Below are 20,863 nucleotides of genomic sequence, written 5' to 3'. Positions count from 1 at the left end.
CCCGGCCTTGTGCGTTGTTACATGGAGTACGAATAAACTATTGACTCACCATCCTCGCCAGTAGTTGATCAGCCCCAGGGTCGAGCTATCGTGTCCCGTCGCGGCCTCTTCGGCGCTCAGCTTAGGCAGGATCGCGCTGGCCAACTGCTTACCTAGCTCCACGCCCCACTGGTCGAACGAGTTGATCTCCCAGATCACACCCTGGACAAAGATCTTCTGCTCATAGAGGGCGATCAGCGAGCCGAGCGTCTTTGGATCGAGTCGTCGGAACATGATCGAGTTGGTGGGACGGTTACCCTCAAAGATCTTGTGCGGCAGCAGTGCCTCCAACGCCTCTCCCGTCAGCCCCTGCCCCTCCAGCTCAGCGCGCACCTCTGCCTCGTTTTTACCGCGCATCAGCGCCTCGGTCTGCGCAAAGAAGTTGGAGAGCAGCTTGGGATGATGGTCACCGAGTGGATTCTGACTCTCAGCCGGAGCGATAAAGTCAGCCGGGATCAGACGCGTACCTTGATGGATCAACTGGTAGAAGGCGTGCTGACCATTGGTACCAGGCTCACCCCAGATCACGGGACCTGTCGTATAGTCGACCGGATTGCCGTTACGGTCGACCCACTTACCGTTGCTCTCCATATCGCCCTGCTGGAAATAGGCGGGGAAGCGGTGCATATACTGGTCGTAGGGGAGGATTGCATGTGAGCAGGCGCCGTAGAAGTTGCTGTACCAGACACCGAGCAGTGCCATTACCACCGGCAGGTTCTGCTCCAGCGGTGCACTGCGGAAATGCTCATCCATCTCGTGGGCACCGCTCAGAAGTGCCTCGTAATTTTCCATACCGATAGCGAGCACTATCGGCAGACCGATCGCCGACCAGAGCGAATAGCGCCCACCGACCCAGTCCCAGAACTCAAACATGTTATCGGTATTGATACCGAAGGCGGAGACCCCTTCGCCATTCGTGGAGAGGGCCACAAAGTGTTTGGCGATATCGGCCTCACTCGCTCCACTCTCAAGGAACCAGCTACGTGCGGTGTGGGAGTTGGTCAGTGTCTCCTGGGTAGTAAAGGTCTTGGAGGCGATGATAAAGAGCGTCGACTCCGGCTTCACCTTTTTCAGCACCTCGGCGACATGGGTGGCATCGACGTTAGAGACGAAGTGCATATTGAGTTCAGGATGGTGGTAGGGCTTGAGCGCCTCGCAAACCATCACCGGTCCGAGGTCGGAACCACCGATGCCTATATTGACGATATCGGTAATACGCTCACCGCTGAATCCACGCCACTCACCACTACGTACCGAGTCACTAAAGCGGCGCATATGCTCGAGCACCGCATTCACCTGCGGCATCACATCTTCACCATCCACCATCACGGGGCGATTTGAGCGGTTACGCAGAGCGGTGTGCAGTACGGCACGGCCCTCAGTGAGGTTGATCTTCTCACCACTAAACATTCGATCGCGCCACTGTTCCACCTGCTGCTGTCGGGCAAGCGCAAACAGCAGCGGCATCGTCTCTGCAGTAATACGGTTCTTGGAGTAGTCGAGCAGCAGATCGTTAAAATTAAGCGAGAAGCGACTAAAGCGCTCCGCATCCTCTGCAAAGAGCTCGCGCATCTGTAGCGGCTCGATCTGCTGGTGGTGACTCTTAAGCGCCTGCCACGCGCTCGACTCGACAAGTGTCGACATGATTCTTCCTCGTAGTAAAAATTTTGTTAACGGATGTTAAACGAACTCAGGACTCATCATCCATCGAGTTGCGCCAGTGCTGGTCGTGCTCAAAAAGGCTACTCGCTTCGGGCGGCCCCCAGCTACCAGCGGGGTAGGTGTTGATGTAGTCGCGCTCGGTCGCCCACACCTTGAGCACTGGGTCGACCACCTGCCACGCCCAGTTGACCTCATCGGCACGCAGGAAGAGCGAACGATCTCCCTCGATCACATCGAGCAGTAACGCCTCGTAGGCATCGAGCTGACTGCTGGCAATGCTACAACTACTCGCATCGAGGGTAGTGGTATGTGAGCGCAGCTCCAGCCCCGGCTCCTTCACCTGTAGCTGCATACGTAGACACTCACTCGGCTGGATGCTCATCAATACCCAATTGGGTTTGAGCTGCTCAATCGGCGTCTCACGAAACAGCTGCTGTGGTGGGTGCTTGAAGCGAATACTGATTTGGGATGCGCCCCGCTCCATGCGCTTTCCAGTGCGCAGATAGAAGGGCACATTACGCCAGCGCCAGTTATCAATATAAAGCTTCAGCGCCGCGTAGGTCTCGGTGGTGCTATCTGAAGAGATCCCCTCCTCATCAAGATAACCCGGTACCGACTCGCCTTTAATGTTGCCAGCGGTGTACTGGGCGCGGTAGGCGTGTGCGTGCACAGCATTCTTGGGAATGGCACGAATCGAGCGCAGCACCTTCACCTTCTCATCGCGTAGCGCCTCGGCATCCATACAGGCGGGGGTTCCATCGCCACCAGCGTGAGCAACTGCAGCAGGTGACTCTGGATCATATCGCGCAGCGCGCCGGCACCATCGTAGTAGGAGCCGCGACTGCCGATACCGAGATCCTCGGAGTGGGTGATCTGCACATGATCGATGTAGTTACGATTCCAGAGCGGCTCGAGCATCAGGTTGGCAAAGCGGAATACCAGTACGTTCTGCACCGTTCCCTTACCGAGATAGTGATCGATACGGTAGAGCTGCTTTTCGGAGTAGTGGCGCTGCAGACGCCGATCCAGCATCTGCGCACTCTCCAGGTCGTAACCAAACGGCTTCTCGATCACCAATCGACGCCAGCCACCCACCTCCTGGTTAAGCCCCACCTCAGCGAGCAGTTCACTGACCACCCCAAACTCGGCTGGACGGATCGCCATGTAGAAGACCAGATTGGGTGGCAGCGCTGGATTTTCCGCCAACAACTGCTTGAGTCGCTCATAGGCGTGGATGTCGGACATGTCGCCCTGGAAGAAGTGCAGCCGCTTGAGAAAGCGCGCCATAAGCTCAGGATTGGGCCCCTGGCGCAGTTTCGGCTCGAGGATCTTCTCCACTTCTGCCTGCCACTGTTCGGAGCTCCACTCACGTCGACCAAAACCAACGATTGAGAGACCCTCGGGAAGTCGTCCCGCCTCCTCGAGATGGTAGAGCGCGGGCAGTAATTTGATCTGCGCCAGATTGCCGGTGGCACCGAAAATGACAAATGTGCAGGGATCGAGCATCGCTAATTCGCATCCTTGATATTGTGACCGCCGAAGGCGTTGCGCATCACCGAGAGCAGGCGATTGCCGTAGCCGGTCTCATCCTGACTGGCGAAGCGCATCTGTAGCGCCAGGGTCATCACCGGTGCCGGCACACCCTGCTCTATCGCCTCGATTGCGGTCCAGCGTCCTTCGCCGGAGTCGGCCACGTAAGGTGCGATCTGTTCTAGCTTGGTATCGGATGAGAGTGCCTCGGCAGTGAGATCGAGCAGCCAGCTACGCACCACTGAACTATGTCGCCACAGTTCAGTGATCTGCGCCAGATCGAGATTAAACTCCTCCTTGCCATGCAGCAGATCGAGCCCCTCAGCGAAGGCCTGCATCATGCCGTACTCAATGCCGTTGTGGATCATCTTGGTAAAGTGGCCGGATCCGATCGGACCGACATGGGCCCAACCACGATCATCGGCAGGCGCCAATACCTTTAGTACCGGCTCGATAGCGGCAACCGCCTCCTCCTCACCGCCGACCATCAGACAGTAGCCATTGGCCAGTCCCCAGATGCCGCCCGAGGTGCCGCTGTCGATGAAGTTGATCTTATGGTCGGCCAGCATCACGCCGCGCAGCTGGCTGTCCTGGTAGTTAGCGTTGCCACCATCGATGATGGTATCGCCCTCGTCAAGCAGTGGGATCAGTGCCTCGATCGCCTGCTCGGTCGGCTCGCCACAGGGGAGCATCAACCAGACGGCACGTGGTGCATCGAGTTTTGCAACCACGTCAGCAAGCGAATCGGCGCCGATCATCCCCTCCTCATCGGCCAGCTGTTCAACGATTGCCGAACTGCGGTTGTAACCCACCACCTCAATGCCACCACGACGCAGACGCCGTGCCATGTTACCGCCCATCTTGCCGAGCCCAACCAATCCGATCTTCATTCTTTTTATCTCCCCTGACGCTGAAATGGCACTATCGGGTAAACTACCGCACTTGGCGTCCCGTCTGATGCTTATCTCTAGCACAAGGTGGGGCGATATAACACCTGATCGTTCCGTAATGAAGTTGAAACTGAAATAGACGCATCATGAAAGTACTCTTCGTCACCAGCGAGGCACACCCACTGATCAAGACCGGCGGTCTCGCCGATGTCTGTGGCAGCCTGCCGATTGCCCTCAAGCGCCAGCGCCAGGATGTACGTGTGGTACTGCCTGCCTATCCACAGGTGGTGGCAAAGGCCGGTGCATTGAAACTGCTCGCCGAAGTTACGCTACCCGATAGCAGTCAACCGGTGCGCATCCTTGCGGGACAGCTACCCGAGAGCAAGGTACCGCTCTATCTGGTCGACACACCCGAGCTGTTCGATCGTGACGGCGGCCCTTACGGTGACCAGCACGGTGAGGATTGGCACGATAACGCCGAACGCTTCGCACACTTCTCTCAGGTGGCAGTCGAGATCGCGATGGACCGTGCCGGACTCAACTGGCAGCCGGAGCTGGTCCACTGCCACGACTGGCAAAGTGGTCTGGTACCGGCGCTGCTCAGCCTCGAAGAGAATCGCCCCAAAACCCTTTTCACCATCCACAACCTCTCCTATCAGGGCCTCTTCGACCACCTCACCTTTGCCCGCCTTGGCCTCGCCGATTCGCTCTGGCACATGCATGGACTTGAGTTCCACGGCATGCTCTCGATGATCAAGGGGGGGCTGATCTACGCCGACTGGCTCACTACCGTCAGCCCCACCTACGCACGCGAGATCCAGACCGGCGAATATGGCTATGGGCTGGAGGGGCTGCTGAGTCATCGCGCTGATCGACTCATCGGCATCCTCAACGGGATTGATGATGAGATCTGGAATCCCAACCGCGATGCGCTGATCGAGCACCCCTTCAACGCCCACAAGCTAAAGGGCAAGGCGGCCAATAAAGCGGCTCTACAGTCGCAGCTTGGTTTGACCGTCGACAGCAAACGTCCACTGCTTGACTGGTCGGGCGTCTGGTGGAGCAGAAGGGGATCGACTTAGTGATCGAAAACCTCCCCTGGCTACTCGCCCGAGGGGCGCAGCTAGCACTGCTCGGCAGTGGCGAGTCGCGCTTTGAGTCGGTACTACTCGATTTCGCCAAGGACTACCCCGACCAGATCGGACTCGAGATCGGCTACAACGAACAGCTGGCGCACCGTATTGAGGCGAGCGCTGACCTCTTCCTGATGCCCTCCCGTTTTGAACCCTGCGGTCTCAATCAGCTCTATAGCCTGCGCTACGGCACCGTACCGGTAGTGCGTAGCACCGGTGGACTGGCCGATAGCGTGATACACGCCGATGCCGAGAGCATGGCTGACGGCAGTGCAACCGGTTTCCGCTTTGAGCACGCCGACATCGGCGGCCTGCGATGGGCGTTAGGTGAGGCACTGAATCTCTTCAATAGTGACCCCAAGGGGTGGCAACAGCTGGTTCGTAATGGCATGCGCCAGGATTTCAGCTGGAAGTCGAGTGCCCACCACTACATAGAGCTCTATCACAAAGCCCTCTCCTGAGAGTGGGCATCTGTAACAGATCGTAGGGTATAATCGCCCGCTGCCAATTTTAGTAACGAGGATTTTCCGGTTTGAGTAAAGCAGACACGGGGCTACAACAAGCCGCCAAAACCTACTATGACAAACCACTGCGTAGTCGGGTTAAACTCTTTGGTAACCTGCTCGGTAACGTGCTTAGCAGCCAGACCGGGGGCAACGTACTCGCCGCTGTTGAGACACTGCGCAAGGGCTACCTGAAGCTGCACAAAGAGGAGAATCCTCAGCTCCGCTCACGCCTCAACCACCTGATCAAGGACCTCGATCCGGAGACCCTGACCCACGTGGTACGCGCCTTCAACACCTACTTCAGCCTGGTCAACATTGCTGAGGAGGCTTACCAGCACAAGCGTCGCCGCCAGCAGGTCCGCAGTGGCGGAACGCTCTGGACCGGCTCATTCAAGCGCACCCTCGAAGAGTTCACAGAGCTCGACTACAGCGCCGAGGAGCTGCAGGCGCTGTTCAACCGTACCGCCTACATCCCGGTTTTCACCGCCCATCCCACCCAGTCGAAACGTCGTACTGTGCTTGAGGCACTACGTCGCATATTCGTCACCGCCGAGCAGCTCAACGACACTCGCATCGGCAAGGAGGAGCGCGCTGAGATCACCCAGGCGGTGCAGAACGAGATCCAGACCCTGTGGAAGACCGATGAAGTGCGCGTACACCGTCCACAGGTGACCGACGAGGTGCGTAACGGCCTCTTCTACTTCCGTGAGTCGCTATTTAAAGCTGTACCGCAGACCTATCGTTATCTGGAGAAGGCGGTCACCAAGGTCTACGGCGATGATTCCGCCATCAAGGTCCCCTCCATGATCCAGTTCGGTTCATGGATTGGTGGTGACCGTGATGGCAATCCCAACGTTACCCCCGAGGTAACCAAGACAGCACTACGACTCCAGGCGCGCGAGGTGCTGCGCGAGTACCTACGCCAGATCAATAACATCAGCCGTCTTTTGACTCAGTCGAGCTCACTCTGCAAGCCGACCAGCGCCTTTAGCAATAGCCTGGCGAGCGACGAAGAGCAGCTGCCGCACGTCTTTGCCGACTCTCCCAACCAGTTCAGCCATGAGCCCTACCGTCGCAAGCTCTACTTCATGCGCCACCGCATTGAGTGTGGTCTAAATGGTGTGCGACAGAAGATCGACGACAACGAGCTTGATAGCGACAGTATCGTTGAAGGGCCCTGCTTCGCTTATAACGATGAACATGAGTTCCTGCAGGATCTCTACCTGATTCGCGACTCACTCTGCTCACATGGCGATGGTGCAATTGCCGACGGCAAGCTAAAGGATCTGATCCGCCTGGTAGAGAGTTTCGGCTTCTATCTGGTTCATCTAGATTTGCGCCAGGAGTCGACCCGCCACAGCGATGCGGTTACCGACATCCTCAATAACATGGGCAGCGACTATGCCAGCATGGATGAGAGCGAGCGCCTACAGAGACTCAGCGCGCTGCTTGATGACCCAGCTGAGAAGGCGTTCGATCGTAGCGCCCTGAGTGACGACACCCGTCAAACCCTCGAAGTCTTCGAGGTAATGGTGAAGATGCGTGAGGAGATCAGCCCCGACGCCTTCGGTACCTACGTTATCTCGATGACTCACGCCGCCAGCCACGTGATGGAGGTCATGTTCCTTGCCCATCTGGCCGGTCTTGCTGGCAAACGTGATGGCGAGTGGCACAGTGAAATTCGCATCTCGCCACTGTTTGAGACCATCGACGACCTCGCCCATATCGATACTGTGATGTTGAAACTGCTCGACAATCCCACATACGCCGCCCTTCTTAAGGCGTCGGGAAATCTGCAGGAGGTAATGCTCGGCTACTCCGACTCCTGTAAGGATGGCGGTATTCTCGCCTCCAACTGGAACCTCTACCAGGCGCAGAAGAAGATCATCGACATCAGCGATAGCCATAAGATCGAGTGTCGCCTGTTCCACGGTCGTGGTGGCACCATCGGTCGAGGCGGTGGCCCAACCCACCACGCAATCCTCTCGCAGCCTCCGGGCACCGTACACGGTCAGATCAAATTCACCGAACAGGGTGAGGTGCTCTCGACCAAGTACAGCAACACCGAGACCGCCACCTATGAGCTGGCGATGGGCATCACCGGCCTGCTCAAGGCGAGCCGCGCCACGGTCAAACCGATCGAACAACCCGACATGAGCCACTATCTCGAGATCATGGAGAAACTGGCGGGCCTGGGCGAGAAGTCCTATCGCGGCCTGATCGATGAGACCCCCGGTGCACTCGACTATTTCTACGAATCGACACCGGTGAGTGAGATCGGTCTGCTCAACATCGGCTCACGCCCCAGCCATCGCGCCAAGGGCGACCGCTCCAAGGGATCGATCCGAGCCATTCCGTGGGTCTTCGGCTGGGCTCAGTCACGCCACACCCTGCCCGCCTGGTACGGCATCGGCGAGGCGATCTCCACCTGGCGCGGTGACAACCCTGAACGTCTTGCTACTCTCAAGACGATGTATCAGGAGTGCCCCTTCTTCCGCGCCTTGCTGAGCAACACCAAGATGGCCCTCTCCAAGGCCGATACCGAACTGGCCGCCGAGTACGCCAGCCTGAGTACCGACCAGGAGGTTGCCCAGCAGATCTACCAGCGCATCAGTGATGAGCACAAACGGACCTTGAGCGAAGTATTGGAGATCTCGGAGAAACAGGGTCTCTATGAAGAGAATATGCCACTGGCCCTCTCATTGGCGCGCCGTAATCCCTATCTCGACCCGCTCAATCACATCCAGATTACGCTACTGAAGCGCTACCGTGATGAGAGCCTGAGCGAGGATGAGCGTAACCGCTGGCTCGATCCGCTACTGCGCAGCATCAATGCAATTTCGGGTGGTATGCGCAATACGGGTTAATCGCTCTAATCTGCAGCCTGCAGAAACAACAAAGCCGCCCATATGGGGCGGCTTTGTTGTTTGTAACGCTCAGAAACTGGGGAGTAGCCGAAGAGGCTAGTTGACTATCACCTAGGCGACCTGGACAGGAACGCTGTTGCTACGACCCTTGATATCGTTGCTCTCATTGAGATAGATCAGAGTCGGTTTGAAGTTGGCCACTTCGTGCTGCGCCAATCTAGCATAGGTGCAGATAATCACTCGATCACCTGGCTGCGCCTTGTGCGCGGCGGCACCGTTGACAGAGATTACGCCAGACCCCGCCTCGGCACGAATAGCATAGGTAGTAAAACGCTCGCCGTTGGTGATGTTGTAGATCTCGATCTGCTCGTACTCATGGATCTCAGCGGCCTCGAGCAGGGCGCCATCGATGGCACAGGAACCCTCATACTCAAGCTCGGCGTGGGTAACGCGGGCTTGGTGTAACTTCGATTTGAGCATGGTTAACTGCATGGAGGAGATCTCTCCGAAAAAACACAACAGGGCCGGCGATTATCCCTGATCACGACCCATCCATCAACGTTACCGGCAGATTATCGATCAAACGTGCCTTTCCGAGGTAGGCAGCAGCTAGAATCACCAGTCGCTGGGCATCAGGTTTAGGAGGAGCCAGCTCATCGGCATCGCGTATGGCGAAATAGTCCGACTTAAAACCCATTGCATCCAGTTTATCTGCACATTCGCGTTCAATCGCCACAAACTCACGCTCACCGCGTTGAAGTCTATCAGCGGCAATATTGAGTACTTTATAGAGTCCTGGCGCGGCTTTTCGTTCCTCTTCAGTAAGGTAGCCATTGCGTGAACTCATCGCCAATCCATCCGGCTCACGCACCGTCGGCTCACCAACAATCTCGACCCGGAAGTCGAGATCACGCACCATGCGACGAATTACCAAGAGCTGCTGAAAATCCTTCTCACCAAACAGCGCCACATCGGGCTGCACCATGTTAAATAGCTTGCTGACTACGGTGGCGACACCAACAAAGTGTCCAGCACGCGAGGCTCCACAAAGGATATCTGAGAAGTGAGGCACCTCAACCAGGGAGAGGTTCTCTCGACCGTGGGGATACATTTCGTTATCGGTCGGGGCAAAGATCAGTGCCGTCGGCGTTTCTGCCAATTTTTCGCTATCTTGCTGCAGGGTACGCGGATAGCGACTGAAATCACCTGTATCGTTGAACTGGATCGGATTGACATAGATGCTGACCACCACCCGTTCGGCATGCTCGGCCGCTCGTTCGGCTAGCTGAAGATGTCCACGGTGGAGATTACCCATGGTGGGCACAAATGCGATGCGCTCACCGGCGCGTCGCCACTCAGACACCTGTTCTCTGAGGGCACTAACACTATCGACTATCTGCACCATTACAAACCAACTATCTCTAACGCCCTAAAAACTGTGCCCTTCCGCCGGAAACTCACCCACCTTAACGGCTGCAACATAGGCAGCAACGGCATCCTGGATATCATCAGCATCCGCCATGAAGTTGTGGGCAAATTTTGGAATACGACCCGGAGTGATACCAAGCAGATCGTGCAGCACCAGCACCTGACCATCGCAATCGACGCCAGCCCCTATACCGATCACAGGTATCTCCAACTCTTTGCTGATCGCTGCCGCCAATGAGGCTGGCACACACTCCATCACCAGGGCATCGGCCCCCGCTTCCTGGAGCGCCAGCGCATCGCGTTTCATCTCCTCGGCACGCTCACTCTCTCGACCCTGAACGCGATACCCACCTAGCTTATGCACCGATTGGGGCTGCAGACCAATATGCCCACAGACCGGAATACCACAACCACTCAGGCGACGAACAACCTCAACCTGATCACGCCCTCCTTCGAGCTTGACCATCTGCGCACCGCCCTCTTTCATCAGACGAGCCGCACTCTCAAGTGCCTGCTCAAGGGTGGCATAACTCATGAAGGGGAGATCAACCATTAACAGCCCACGCTGTACGCCACGCGCGGCACAGCGGCTATGGTAGATCATCTCATCAAGGGTAACCGGGATGGTGGTCTCCCGCCCCTGCACCACCATGCCGAGTGAATCCCCGACCAGGATCACCTCAACACCTGCCGCATCTATCAGAGAAGCGAAAGAGGCATCATAGGCGGTCAGCGAGACGATCTTCTCCCCTGCCCGCTTCATCTCGGCAAGGGTAGTTGTTGTCACCTGCTTCAAATCACTCATGCAACCTTCTCCAATACATTTCAACTTCTCCGATTAAAGCGCGACGGGCATCGGATTGAGATAGTGTCGTCCACTGCGAACCAAGGCGATGTGCTCGAGCAACATCTGGTAGTCACTCTGGTTGTTGACCAAATCGATCTCCGAAGCGTTCACAATCAGTAGCGGCGCATCACTGTAATGGTAGAAGAAGCCAGTATAGGCGTCAGATAATCTTTGCAGATAACTCGAATCGATCTGACGCTCGTAACCAATTCCGCGCTTGGCGATCCTCGTCAGCAATACATCGATAGGTGCCTGAAGATAGATCACCAGATCGGGGACTAGCGTGTCGACCGTTGTACTTTGATAGACCTGATCGTAGAGCTGCAACTCATCATCATCGAGAGTTAGCTGTGCAAAGAGGCGATCCTTATCCATCAAAAAATCTGAGACCCGTACCGGGCTAAACATGTCACCCTGACGCAGCTCATTCATCTGGCGCACGCGCTGCATTAGAAAGAATAGCTGGGTGGGCAGCGCCGCCTGCTTTGGGTTCTGATAGAAACGCTCGAGGAAGGGATTCTCATCCGCACCCTCTAGCAGTAGCTCAGAGTCAAAGGTCTCAGCCAACCGTCTGGCAAGCGTACTTTTGCCTACTCCGATCGGCCCTTCAACAACGATAAATCTTGGGTTTTCCATGCTATTTAAAGCACCTCATCCAGGCGTTGCAGACCATCGCGCGGGCAGGCTGATATTAACTCGCCCAAGCTACCCCGCCCTGGGATAACAAGATCATCTGCTGCAATTTCACGCAAAGGATACAGAACAAAGGCACGTTCGTGGATACCTGCGTGAGGGACAGTGAGACGTTTGCTCTCAATCAGCTCACAACCATAGAGCAGCAGATCGAGATCGACCGTTCTCGGCCCCCAGCGCTCACCCTTGCGCACCCTACCCTGACGCCGCTCAATACGCTGTAGCTCATCGAGCAATAGTTCTGGGGAGAGTGAGGTATCAATTGCGGCCACTGCATTGATGTAGTCGGGTTGATCTGGCGGCCCCATCGGTGGACTAGCGTAGAGGCGAGATTGTGCGATCAGCTGAGTCTCAGCTAAATTCTCAAGGTTTGTTAACGCCGTTTTTACCTGCTGAATCGGATTTTCAAGATTACTGCCCAGACCGATATAGGCGCGAACCGATGCGCTCAACCATCCACCTCGGTATTGCTTTTTTTGGCTGCAGGGCGCTTACGACGACGGCGACGTTTTTTCTTGCCGCCTTCGCCACCGACCTTCTGAACCATCTCCTGGCGCTCCTTCTCACCCACCTCCTGATAGCGAGTCCACCAGTCAGCGAGCGACGCCTCTACCTCACCGCTTTTGGCGCGTAGCAGTAGCAGATCGTAAGCTGCTCGGAAGCGTGGATGCTCATGCAGACGCGCAGCGCGTCGTCCGCTGCGCTGGGAGAAGCGTGGTTGCAGACTCCATATCTCGCGCATCGGCATACTGTAGCGTTTTGGAATCGATGTGTGTTGCGCCTGCAGGCTCGCCACCTCACCACCGGCACGCTGCATCGCCTGAATCTCACTCGTCGCCTCTTCTGACTTGAGTAGTGCATCGGCTCGGTGACGAACCGACTCCCAAAGGAGCGCTGCAAACAGAAAGGCAGGGCTAACGGGCTTACCGATACTGATACGTTTGTCGGTATTTTCTAGCGCACTCGCAACCAGCGTGATCGGAAAGTGCTCCTCTTCGTGGGCCAGAACGGCCTCAGTCAGCGGGAAGAGATAGTTGAACAGGCCATAGTGGCGCAGCATTTCGAAGCTCTGTAGGGCTTTGCCGCCCTGAAACAGCTTCAACACCTCTTCGAACAGGCGTGCTGGAGAGATGTCTTCAAGCAGATTGGCAAGGCGATGAATCGGCTCAGCACAATCGTCGTGAATAGTGAAGCCAAGTTTGACCGCGAAACGAGCTGCACGCAGCATCCGCACAGGATCTTCACGATATCGCGTCTCTGCATCACCAATCAGACGTAGAACACCATTGCGCAGATCATCAAGCCCCGTTGCGTAGTCGAGCAACGCATAATCATCAATATCGTAGTAGAGCGCGTTGACAGTGAAGTCGCGGCGTATCGCATCCTCTTCAATGGTACCGAAAACGTTATCACGCAGGATTCTGCCATTCTCATCGTCAACACTGGCAACCTTGTCATCGCCCTCAGTGCCTTGATGCGAGCCACGGAAGGTCGCCACCTCGATGATATCGTGCCCAAAGTGAACGTGTGCGAGACGAAAACGTCGGCCAATGAGACGGCAGTTGCGGAATACGCGACGCACCTCCTCCGGAGTTGCATCAGTAGCCACATCGAAATCTTTTGGCTCAAGACCGAGCAGCAGATCACGCACACCACCACCCACCAGACAGGCGTGATAGCCAGCATCTTTGAGGCGGTAGAGCACCTTCAGGGCGTTATCACTGATGTCGCGCCGGGAGAGATTATGCTCAGAACGAGGAATTACGTTAACAATACCGATGATTATGCTCATAACTAACTGTTAATTAAGGTTGTTTTTTTGTTGTAGAAATAGAGAGCGCAGGTATAATAGCACGCCTGTTCGGTAGGACCAGCCTGGTCAGACTAAATAGATGCTCCGTTCGTCTAGCGGTAAGGACACTGGCCTCTCACGCCGGTAACAGGGGTTCGATTCCCCTACGGAGTACCACATTCCCCTCCCAACGCCCATATGTGACAATTTTGTCACATTATTACATTCAGACTCTTTTATAGAGTTCGGTTGGTGCCATTCCAGTGCATTATTACTAAACGACAATATCTCTAGCCGATTGTTTTATTAGTTATTTTTGTCTATACATCACAGAAAACACAGACTGGCATCCTCTTTGCTTCTACTGATACGCCTGTATCTTGCTTTTGGTTAACTTGAGCCAGAGTCAAGTTCAGACAAATGAGCTCATTTATTACCCAATCAAGTACACAATATAGATTTCACGCTTTAGGAGAATGACCATGAAGAAAATGCAACAGGGTTTCACACTGATCGAACTTATGATCGTAGTCGCGATCATCGGTATTCTGGCAGCCATCGCACTACCCGCTTACCAGGACTACACCAAACGCTCACACGTCACCGAGGGCCTGAACCTCGCTGCCGGTGCCAAGGCTGGTGTTGCTGAGTACTTCTCAAGTAAGGGTTCATGGGGCTCCAACAACACCTCAGTTGGCCTGCCTCCATCAGGCAGCATTACCGGTAATGCGGTTAATAGCGTAAGCGTAGCTACCAGCATCATTACCATCACGTATAAGACCGAAGTTGAATCAGGTGCAACCGTTACACTTAGCGCATCAGCTGCTTCAGGCGGTTCAATTGCATGGACTTGCGCAGCAGGTAACGCAACCATGAAGAGCAAGTGGCTCCCAGCCAACTGCCGCTAAGCAACACCTTAGAATTGGCTAGGATGACTCAATTCATGAGCATCCTAGCCATTATTCTTCATGATTCATTTTGAAAATGCCTACAGAAATACGGAATTTGAACACCATGAACACGGTCAATAGATTGAAGGGATTTACCTTAATTGAGCTAATGATTGTGGTTGCAATTATCGGAATTCTTGCTGCTATTGCAGTGCCTGCATACAATGTTTATACAAAAGAGCGCATGTAGCAGAGGGACTCTCCTTAGCAGGATCATCAAAAATTGGTCTAGGTGAGTTTTATCTGAGTAATAGCACTTGGCCATTAAACAATACCAGCGCGGGACTACCAGTGGCTGGCAGCATCTCAGGAAGCGCAGTTAACTCTATATCGGTATCAGGGAGCCTGATAACCATTACATATAACACTCTTGCGTTAAGTGGTGGCACCGTTGTACTAAGGGCAGTAGATGCCGGAAGCGTGATTCAATGGACATGCACTGAGGGTACAATGCCAGACAAGTTTCGACCTACAAGCTGCAAATAATAGCGTTAACATCTCACGCTAGATTTTAGTGTGACACCATATGTATGCATAATGATAATCAAATGCTTTGCTAGTCAACTCAATAAGCTATGCGGAGCAACTCAAACAAACCTAACTGGATATAATAGTTTCGCGTGATCTATAACGACTTAAGCACTCAAGGCAAGTCGGCTAGCGAATATATAGCAGCAATCGCACCAACCTTCCTTCTTTACCTTCTGATTTTAATGACTGCTGCCATCTATTGGCCGGGACTCATTGGACCCTTTCTGTTTGATGACATCCCAAACTTAAGCATATTAGAGCAGCTTGACCAGTTCGATACCTTCAATCGTTCTCTTCAATTTGTGCTGGGCGGTACATCTGGACCTACCGGACGCCCAATAAGCCTGCTTAGCTTTTAATCAATGATAACGCCTGGCCGACAGATCCCTGGGGATTTAAATATACCGGGTTAATGATTCACCTTCTTAATGGCGTCTTAGTCTACACATTCATACGTAAACTACTCATTATTACTAATGTAGAGATTAGAGCCTCTGAGTGGACGGCACTTCTAGTTTCAGCCCTCTGGCTAACTCAACCACTCAATACATCGACAGTTCTCTATGTAATACAGAGAATGACCGAATTAAGCGCCCTGTTCAATCTGGCACTCCTCACACTATATTTATATCTACGTGGTTTAATTCCAGAACGACCCAAAACAGGGTATTTTCTACTCACCCTTTCGTTTTAATACTGGTTCCACTTTCTGTCTTAAGCAAAGAAAATGGTGCCCTGATTTTTGTCTATTTATTTGTATTAGAATCAATTCTGTATAGAGAAGCCACGAAGGGTGATCTCAGTAGCTTTAAAATATGGAAAACATTTTTATTACACTGCCTGCCCTGTGCATTATTAGCTACATCGCATATTTAGCCTTTAAAGCCCCATCAATACTGCCAAACAGAGATTTTAATTTTATGAACGTGTACTAACCGAGTCAAGAATACTTCTAGATTATCTAGGCCAAATCATAATTCCAAGACTTGGTAATGGCGGCCTATTTCATGATGACTATGTGATTTCAAAGAGTTTATTCACACCTGTAAGCACAGTCATTGCCATTGAACTATTATATTTCTTCTTTTATGGGATTTGCCACAAGAAAAAGAGCACCGCTCTTTAGCCTTGCGATAGCATGGTTCTTTAGCGGGCATCTGATGGAATCAACTGTTTTACCGCTTGAACTATATTTTGAGCATAGAAATTATCTACCAATGATTGGTCCTTTGCTTTTGTCGCTTATATTGGTGTCAAGCACTATAAAACCCACAAACCATTAATCATTTCATTATTTTCATGCCTACTTTTGCATCAACATTCTCGGTATACCAAAATAGTATAATATGGGGAAACCCCTAGTCGCTTCGCGGGTATGGGCCTCAGAACACCCAACATCAATACGCGCCAGACAAGCAGCAGCGTCATTTGCACTAATGAATAACGATCATAATGAGGCCGAGAAACAGCTCACGCTTGCATTAGGTCACCATCCAAATGATGCTTCATTAATTCTTCAAACAGCACTAATTCAATGCACCAAGGAGACACTGACCTTAGATGATATTTCTGCAATTCAGTTAAAAATGAAATCATCAAAGTATAGTCACGCCTCAGCATCCACACTGATCCAGTTTGCACAAATTGCAATGAAGGTGAGTGTGGGGCACTTAACACCAATGAGATGATTAATATTTTCAAAGCAACATCTTACAACCCATCGTTCAAACAGAGGACCACGCAACATATGTTGCATTATTGGCTTGACAAATGTATGCCAACCAGCGGTTGCTTTCACCCGCGATGGATTCGCTCGATAAGGCTCATCAGCTACAACCGGTAATTGACATCCCACTTCTTCAAGCTACCTGGCTGTCCACTGTAGGGCTCTATGATGACGCACTTACATACATCTCTCTTGCTAGAGAAATGGATAAGCGAGCAAAACCCTCTTTACGTAATAGCAAAAAGGGATATAGACAATCTTGAGCAGTTAATTATTAATGCAAAAACAATTCACGGATTAATAATGATTCAAAAGACCAGTAAAGCCACCGTTAGCCTTATTATTCCAGCAAAGAACGAGGCGATCCCACTTAAGACACTGCTAGAAAAAATAACAACGTTAAGTTGTTTACATGAAATCATAATCGTTGATGACGGCTCTAGCGACAATACCAGACAAGTTGCATCGAAGCAGGTGTGAAAGTATTATCACATCCTTACAGCATTGGTAATGGTGCCGCCATTAAAACGGGTGCACGAGCTGCCACAGGCAACACACTTCTATTTATGGATGCAGATGGACAACACAACCCAGATGACATACCACGCCTACTATCAAAGCTTGACGAAGGCTATGACATGGTTGTAGGTGCACGACAGAAAGGATCTCAAGCGAGTATTGGACGAGGGCTTGCCAATAAACTCTACAACAACCTATCTTCCTGGATGACAAACCACCGCATTGACGACCTCACATCAGGATTTAGAGCCGCTCGCGCAGATAAGTTTCATGAATTCATCCACCTTTTACCCAATAAGTTTTCATATCCGACGACCTGCACCATGGCATTTTTTAGAGCAGGTTACTCAGTTTGTTATATTCCAATTCATGCCGCAAAGAGAACTGGAAAGAGCCATATAAAGCCAATCAGCGATGGTATTCGCTTCCTTTTAATTATATTTAAAATTGGCACACTCTACTCGCCACTAAAGCTTTTATTCCCATAAGTTTATTTCACTTTATCGTTGGCACAGGATACTACATGTATACATTTATCACAGCCGACCGATTTACAAACATGAGTGCCCTTCTACTTTCCACTTCAATTATCATTTTTAATAGGATTGGTTTCTGAACAAGTCACCGGATTGCTCTACAGCAACACGGAAAATAATGGAAGTGAGTGAGCACCTCTGTTATACAGGAAAACTCAAAACCAACTGTGTCATACCATTTAAAGAACGGGGGGAACTGCGATACCAAGATATATATAACCGCCTAGATATGAGGTTACCTTCAAGCGTTATAAGCAGTCGGTGATTTAAATCCGATGCAACATAGAAACAATTAACACATATCCAGATGACACGAATCACTACCTAACTGAATCGACATTTTAAATAATGAGATCACAGTATTTTTAGCTATCACTTCCCAATCATAGTTTTTAGAGCAAATTCTCGTGCGTATGATTTCATCATTGCATATTTTTTGGATTAGAAAGTATTTTTAATACAGTCATCGCTATTTCATCACTACTTCGTTGAGTAACGATAAATCCGGACTTACCATCTACTACAATATCAGCAACTGCTGGTAGATCGGTTGCAATCGTATAACATCCGCTACCAATAGATTCAACAAACACCAACCCAAAGCCTTCTGTATCACCGTCATTTGAAACAATTGAAGGACCAATAAATATGTCTGCGTCAGCATAGTAGCCTGGTAAATCACTATTTTAACCGCACCCGCAAAGACAATCTCATTGCTCAAGCCAAGATCAGATGACAAATCAGACAGTGATTCTAGTTCCTCCCCGTCACCGACTATCAATAGCTTTGTTGATGGCACGCTCCGTACAATTTTAGTCATTGCAGATATAAGGTATTTAACCCCTTTCTTATCACTCAGTCGACCAACATATAGAAGCAAAGGTCCATTGATAGAATAACGAGATTGCAGGACGCCAGACTTTGCATTTGGATTAAACAGAGACAGATCAACGCCCATAGGAATAACTTTTACATCCACTTTCACGTTCAATGCCAATATTTCAGCCTTGAGAGCATTGCTAACTGCTGTTATTCGATCACATCTATTAAGCACCCACCTTTTAATAAAGTCATATTTTCTTAGTCCGTATATGTCAGCCCCATGAGATGTGCATATAATCTTCACTTTAGAAAAGAATAGAAGCTTGTAAGCGACTGCAACGAAACCCTGAGGTATACACCAATGCGCATGGATAACATTAATTTTTTTCTTTACGAGCCTTCTAACCGCAAATAGTTCAGCCAGAATAAATGGTATGATTTGCAACCACAGTAACTTGTTTTTAGGCTTGGTAGAATTGCACCATCAGCTAGAAGTTTTTACCAAACCAATACTTGAATCTATAGACATTTAAGCGAGACATTGTTTCGGTAATTTTTGAACCATTACTATAAGGTGATAGAACGAAGACATCATTTCTGACTCCCATTCTATTTGAAAGTTGGAATATGAATGAGGGAGCCGTATCTCCATCCCACTTTGGGAATGTCGATGTTAGCACTAGTACCCGTTTATTATTCATTTTCCACCCGTGCAATCTAGTTCACTCAACTTCTATCACCCCGGACTTATCACAATACGTTACATTCATATTTTGCATATAAGACCTAGGTTAATGTCAATGGCATATAATATTGTTGACGCTATTTAATAAGCGACTTAAATATACTAATTAGTGGCGTAATTTTTTATATTTACTCGATCTATATAACCCACGAAACATTAAGAATATGAGAGTAATTATTTTAGAGATAGCCTTCAATAACGCGCCGCTATTAAGCTTGTCTGAAAGAAGAATATGTCCACGAATGACGTGCAACTCATAAAAATCACTACCGACTTTACTTGACGCACTCCCTGATGAACGACTGAGGTTGATTCTATTTGCGCAATATAAAACCAAGAAGCCTCACCCTCCATGAAAGATCCACATCCTCTCCATACATAAAGAATTCCGGATCGAATACATTTCCTGAAATCAGTTTTCTATTAATCAGCAGACAACACCCGCTTAAATATTTAAATGATCCTACTAACTTACGTTTAGTTTGTATTCCAGAGTATCGGTTGTAATAAAGAGAAGTATCACACCATCAGGCGCTAGTATAGAGGGTGATACCAATGCCACTTTATGATTACTAATCATTTCCTTTTCAAGACACCCTACAAGATCAGGGCTTGCAATAGTATCATTATTCATTACCAAATAAGACTCGAAAGATTGATTCTCCTCTACCCTATTAATCGCATAATTTATACCACTTGCAAAACCTAGATTTTGATCATTAATAATAAATTCGTAATTATTAATACCTCTATTGCTAAATAACTTATTCACACTACCCTGCAATTCATCATTAGCAGCGTCATTATTAGAGTTTCCAACAACGACAAACCATGCTATTTTTGGCCCACTAGCGAGGAAAGTGCCGCTACTGTCATCTCACTTCCGAAGTAGTCTATAACTACAGCACATATTTTCATTTTATGAATCTCATCATAATTTATATCGTGATAGTAACTGGCGACGGTCGTATCCGTACGAGTATATTTAGCAGTAAATCTCAAGGATCGATTATTTATGGAGACAATATCCTGAATATCTTCAAAATCAAGTACATCTGCGTATATTTTACATCTGATCTTGCCTTTAGTAATTATTACAAGTCCCTATATAACATCTACATATAATTGATCTTGCCAGGAATTCTTGTGTTGTTCAAAGATGTTAAATCAGAATACAAGTCATTTATCTTATTAGCTGTCAGACTTATGAATAGACATTTGAGACGATAACACCACATAGACACCAATCTATAAACAAACTTATTGTACATACAATGTATTATCTATCACTATATCGAAGAAATTCCTCCACAGTCTCGACACATACCGTTATTTAGCTATCAGCCACGTAGTATACGACAACACCATCATTACTCATGATAACTGTTTGCGTCTCTTGTTATACTATAGGTACATGAAAACAATTATATTGGGTCGTCACAACATGCGTAAATTAATAAACTACATATTACTAACTCGCACTGCACAAAGCATTATTTTGCGCGGTGGCTTACACTCAAAACCACCTCGTCACATTGACACACTCAACCAACAAAACGGAAAGAGCCAACTTTTATGCGTCATAACAGGGCAAGAGCACAGCGGCACCACACTTCTTTCACAGCTATTAAACGGTCACCCTGACAT

The 20,863-nt window shown here is 50.5% G+C and carries 14 protein-coding genes, 1 tRNA gene and 5 pseudogenes; 8 read left to right on the top strand and 12 right to left on the bottom strand.

Annotated elements, in window-relative coordinates:
* Positions 1-45: 45 nt before the first annotated feature.
* The 3 genes and pseudogenes from pgi to gnd all read right to left on the bottom strand — a co-directional run bounded on the left by pgi (position 46) and on the right by gnd (position 4,148).
* On the bottom strand, positions 46-1,683 hold the full coding sequence (pgi, locus tag HUE57_RS08040) for a glucose-6-phosphate isomerase (RefSeq protein WP_174673000.1): 1,638 nt from the start codon (positions 1,681-1,683) through the stop codon (positions 46-48).
* A gap of 46 nt (positions 1,684-1,729) precedes the next feature.
* Positions 1,730-3,207: pseudogene (zwf, locus tag HUE57_RS08035) on the bottom strand (glucose-6-phosphate dehydrogenase).
* Between the two features lie 2 nt (positions 3,208-3,209).
* The gene (gene gnd / locus HUE57_RS08030; protein ID WP_269087623.1) at positions 3,210-4,148 is read right to left on the bottom strand and encodes a phosphogluconate dehydrogenase (NAD(+)-dependent, decarboxylating); all 939 of its coding nucleotides are present in this window, start codon (positions 4,146-4,148) and stop codon (positions 3,210-3,212) included.
* Positions 4,149-4,267: 119 nt separating this feature from the next.
* On the opposite strand from gnd, the pseudogene glgA reads away from it, so the two are divergent.
* Positions 4,268-5,715, top strand: a pseudogene (gene glgA, locus HUE57_RS08025) (glycogen synthase GlgA).
* A 71-nt stretch (positions 5,716-5,786) separates the two neighbouring features.
* On the top strand, positions 5,787-8,627 hold the full coding sequence (gene ppc, locus HUE57_RS08020; RefSeq protein ID WP_078482430.1) for a phosphoenolpyruvate carboxylase: 2,841 nt from the start codon (positions 5,787-5,789) through the stop codon (positions 8,625-8,627).
* A gap of 111 nt (positions 8,628-8,738) precedes the next feature.
* Here the strand turns inward: ppc and panD are convergent, their stop codons facing one another.
* Genes panD through pcnB form a run of 6 tightly spaced genes read right to left on the bottom strand, consistent with a single transcriptional unit; the run spans position 8,739 to position 13,387 of the window.
* Complete coding sequence (gene panD, locus HUE57_RS08015; RefSeq protein WP_078482431.1) at positions 8,739-9,119, bottom strand: aspartate 1-decarboxylase; 381 nt, start codon at positions 9,117-9,119, stop codon at positions 8,739-8,741.
* A 49-nt stretch (positions 9,120-9,168) separates the two neighbouring features.
* Positions 9,169-10,029: a pantoate--beta-alanine ligase gene (panC, locus tag HUE57_RS08010; RefSeq protein WP_078482495.1), complete on the bottom strand. Its 861-nt coding sequence runs from the start codon at positions 10,027-10,029 to the stop codon at positions 9,169-9,171.
* A gap of 27 nt (positions 10,030-10,056) precedes the next feature.
* Positions 10,057-10,860, bottom strand: a complete 804-nt coding sequence (gene panB / locus HUE57_RS08005) for a 3-methyl-2-oxobutanoate hydroxymethyltransferase (protein ID WP_078482432.1) — start codon at positions 10,858-10,860, stop codon at positions 10,057-10,059.
* A 33-nt stretch (positions 10,861-10,893) separates the two neighbouring features.
* A complete protein-coding gene (locus HUE57_RS08000; RefSeq protein WP_078482433.1) occupies positions 10,894-11,538 on the bottom strand; it encodes a deoxynucleoside kinase in 645 nt (214 codons plus the stop codon).
* Positions 11,539-11,543: 5 nt separating this feature from the next.
* Complete coding sequence (gene folK / locus HUE57_RS07995; protein WP_078482434.1) at positions 11,544-12,047, bottom strand: 2-amino-4-hydroxy-6-hydroxymethyldihydropteridine diphosphokinase; 504 nt, start codon at positions 12,045-12,047, stop codon at positions 11,544-11,546.
* Entirely contained in the window at positions 12,044-13,387 is a 1,344-nt protein-coding gene (gene pcnB, locus HUE57_RS07990; protein WP_078482435.1) for a polynucleotide adenylyltransferase PcnB, read from the bottom strand. Before pcnB ends, folK begins: the two co-directional genes overlap by 4 nt.
* 102 nt (positions 13,388-13,489) lie before the next feature.
* Here pcnB and HUE57_RS07985 point away from each other — a divergent pair.
* The 6 genes and pseudogenes from HUE57_RS07985 (at position 13,490) to HUE57_RS07960 (ending at position 17,781) form a co-directional block, all read left to right on the top strand.
* A tRNA-Glu gene (locus HUE57_RS07985) sits at positions 13,490-13,564 on the top strand.
* 305 nt (positions 13,565-13,869) lie between these two features.
* Positions 13,870-14,295 (top strand): pilin, encoded by a 426-nt coding sequence (locus tag HUE57_RS07980; protein WP_174672999.1) that lies wholly within the window; start codon positions 13,870-13,872, stop codon positions 14,293-14,295.
* A gap of 106 nt (positions 14,296-14,401) precedes the next feature.
* Positions 14,402-14,823: pseudogene (locus HUE57_RS07975) on the top strand (pilin).
* A 134-nt stretch (positions 14,824-14,957) separates the two neighbouring features.
* The gene (locus HUE57_RS07970) at positions 14,958-15,227 is read left to right on the top strand and encodes a hypothetical protein (protein ID WP_174672998.1); all 270 of its coding nucleotides are present in this window, start codon (positions 14,958-14,960) and stop codon (positions 15,225-15,227) included.
* Positions 15,228-16,214: 987 nt separating this feature from the next.
* The gene (locus HUE57_RS07965; protein ID WP_174672997.1) at positions 16,215-16,556 is read left to right on the top strand and encodes a hypothetical protein; all 342 of its coding nucleotides are present in this window, start codon (positions 16,215-16,217) and stop codon (positions 16,554-16,556) included.
* Positions 16,557-16,897: 341 nt separating this feature from the next.
* Positions 16,898-17,781: pseudogene (locus HUE57_RS07960) on the top strand (glycosyltransferase family 2 protein).
* A gap of 290 nt (positions 17,782-18,071) precedes the next feature.
* On the opposite strand, the gene HUE57_RS20230 reads toward HUE57_RS07960, so the two are convergent.
* The 3 genes and pseudogenes from HUE57_RS20230 to HUE57_RS07950 form a co-directional block, all read right to left on the bottom strand.
* The gene (locus HUE57_RS20230) at positions 18,072-18,281 is read right to left on the bottom strand and encodes a glycosyltransferase (protein WP_420885715.1); all 210 of its coding nucleotides are present in this window, start codon (positions 18,279-18,281) and stop codon (positions 18,072-18,074) included.
* Between the two features lie 65 nt (positions 18,282-18,346).
* Positions 18,347-18,916 (bottom strand): annotated as a pseudogene (locus HUE57_RS07955) (glycosyltransferase); the annotation flags it as partial.
* Between the two features lie 766 nt (positions 18,917-19,682).
* On the bottom strand, positions 19,683-19,988 hold the full coding sequence (locus HUE57_RS07950; RefSeq protein ID WP_174672995.1) for a glycosyltransferase family protein: 306 nt from the start codon (positions 19,986-19,988) through the stop codon (positions 19,683-19,685).
* Positions 19,989-20,863: the final 875 nt, after the last annotated feature.

Source organism: Candidatus Reidiella endopervernicosa (genome assembly GCF_013343005.1).
Taxonomy (GTDB): Bacteria; Pseudomonadota; Gammaproteobacteria.
Note: the sequence above shows the minus strand (reverse complement) of the source record. Positions and strands in the feature narration are given on the sequence as shown.

Bases quoted from the DNA above. Each gene is read 5' to 3' on its own strand.
- pcnB (WP_078482435.1), bottom strand. From the start codon at position 13,387: ATGAGCATAATCATCGGTATTGTTAACGTAATTCCTCGTTCTGAGCAT.
- panD (WP_078482431.1), bottom strand. From the start codon at position 9,119: ATGCAGTTAACCATGCTCAAATCGAAGTTACACCAAGCCCGCGTTACC.
- HUE57_RS08000 (WP_078482433.1), bottom strand. From the start codon at position 11,538: ATGGAAAACCCAAGATTTATCGTTGTTGAAGGGCCGATCGGAGTAGGC.
- HUE57_RS07965 (WP_174672997.1), top strand. From the start codon at position 16,215: ATGGGGAAACCCCTAGTCGCTTCGCGGGTATGGGCCTCAGAACACCCA.
- panB (WP_078482432.1), bottom strand. From the start codon at position 10,860: ATGAGTGATTTGAAGCAGGTGACAACAACTACCCTTGCCGAGATGAAG.
- HUE57_RS07980 (WP_174672999.1), top strand. From the start codon at position 13,870: ATGAAGAAAATGCAACAGGGTTTCACACTGATCGAACTTATGATCGTA.
- pgi (WP_174673000.1), bottom strand. From the start codon at position 1,683: ATGTCGACACTTGTCGAGTCGAGCGCGTGGCAGGCGCTTAAGAGTCAC.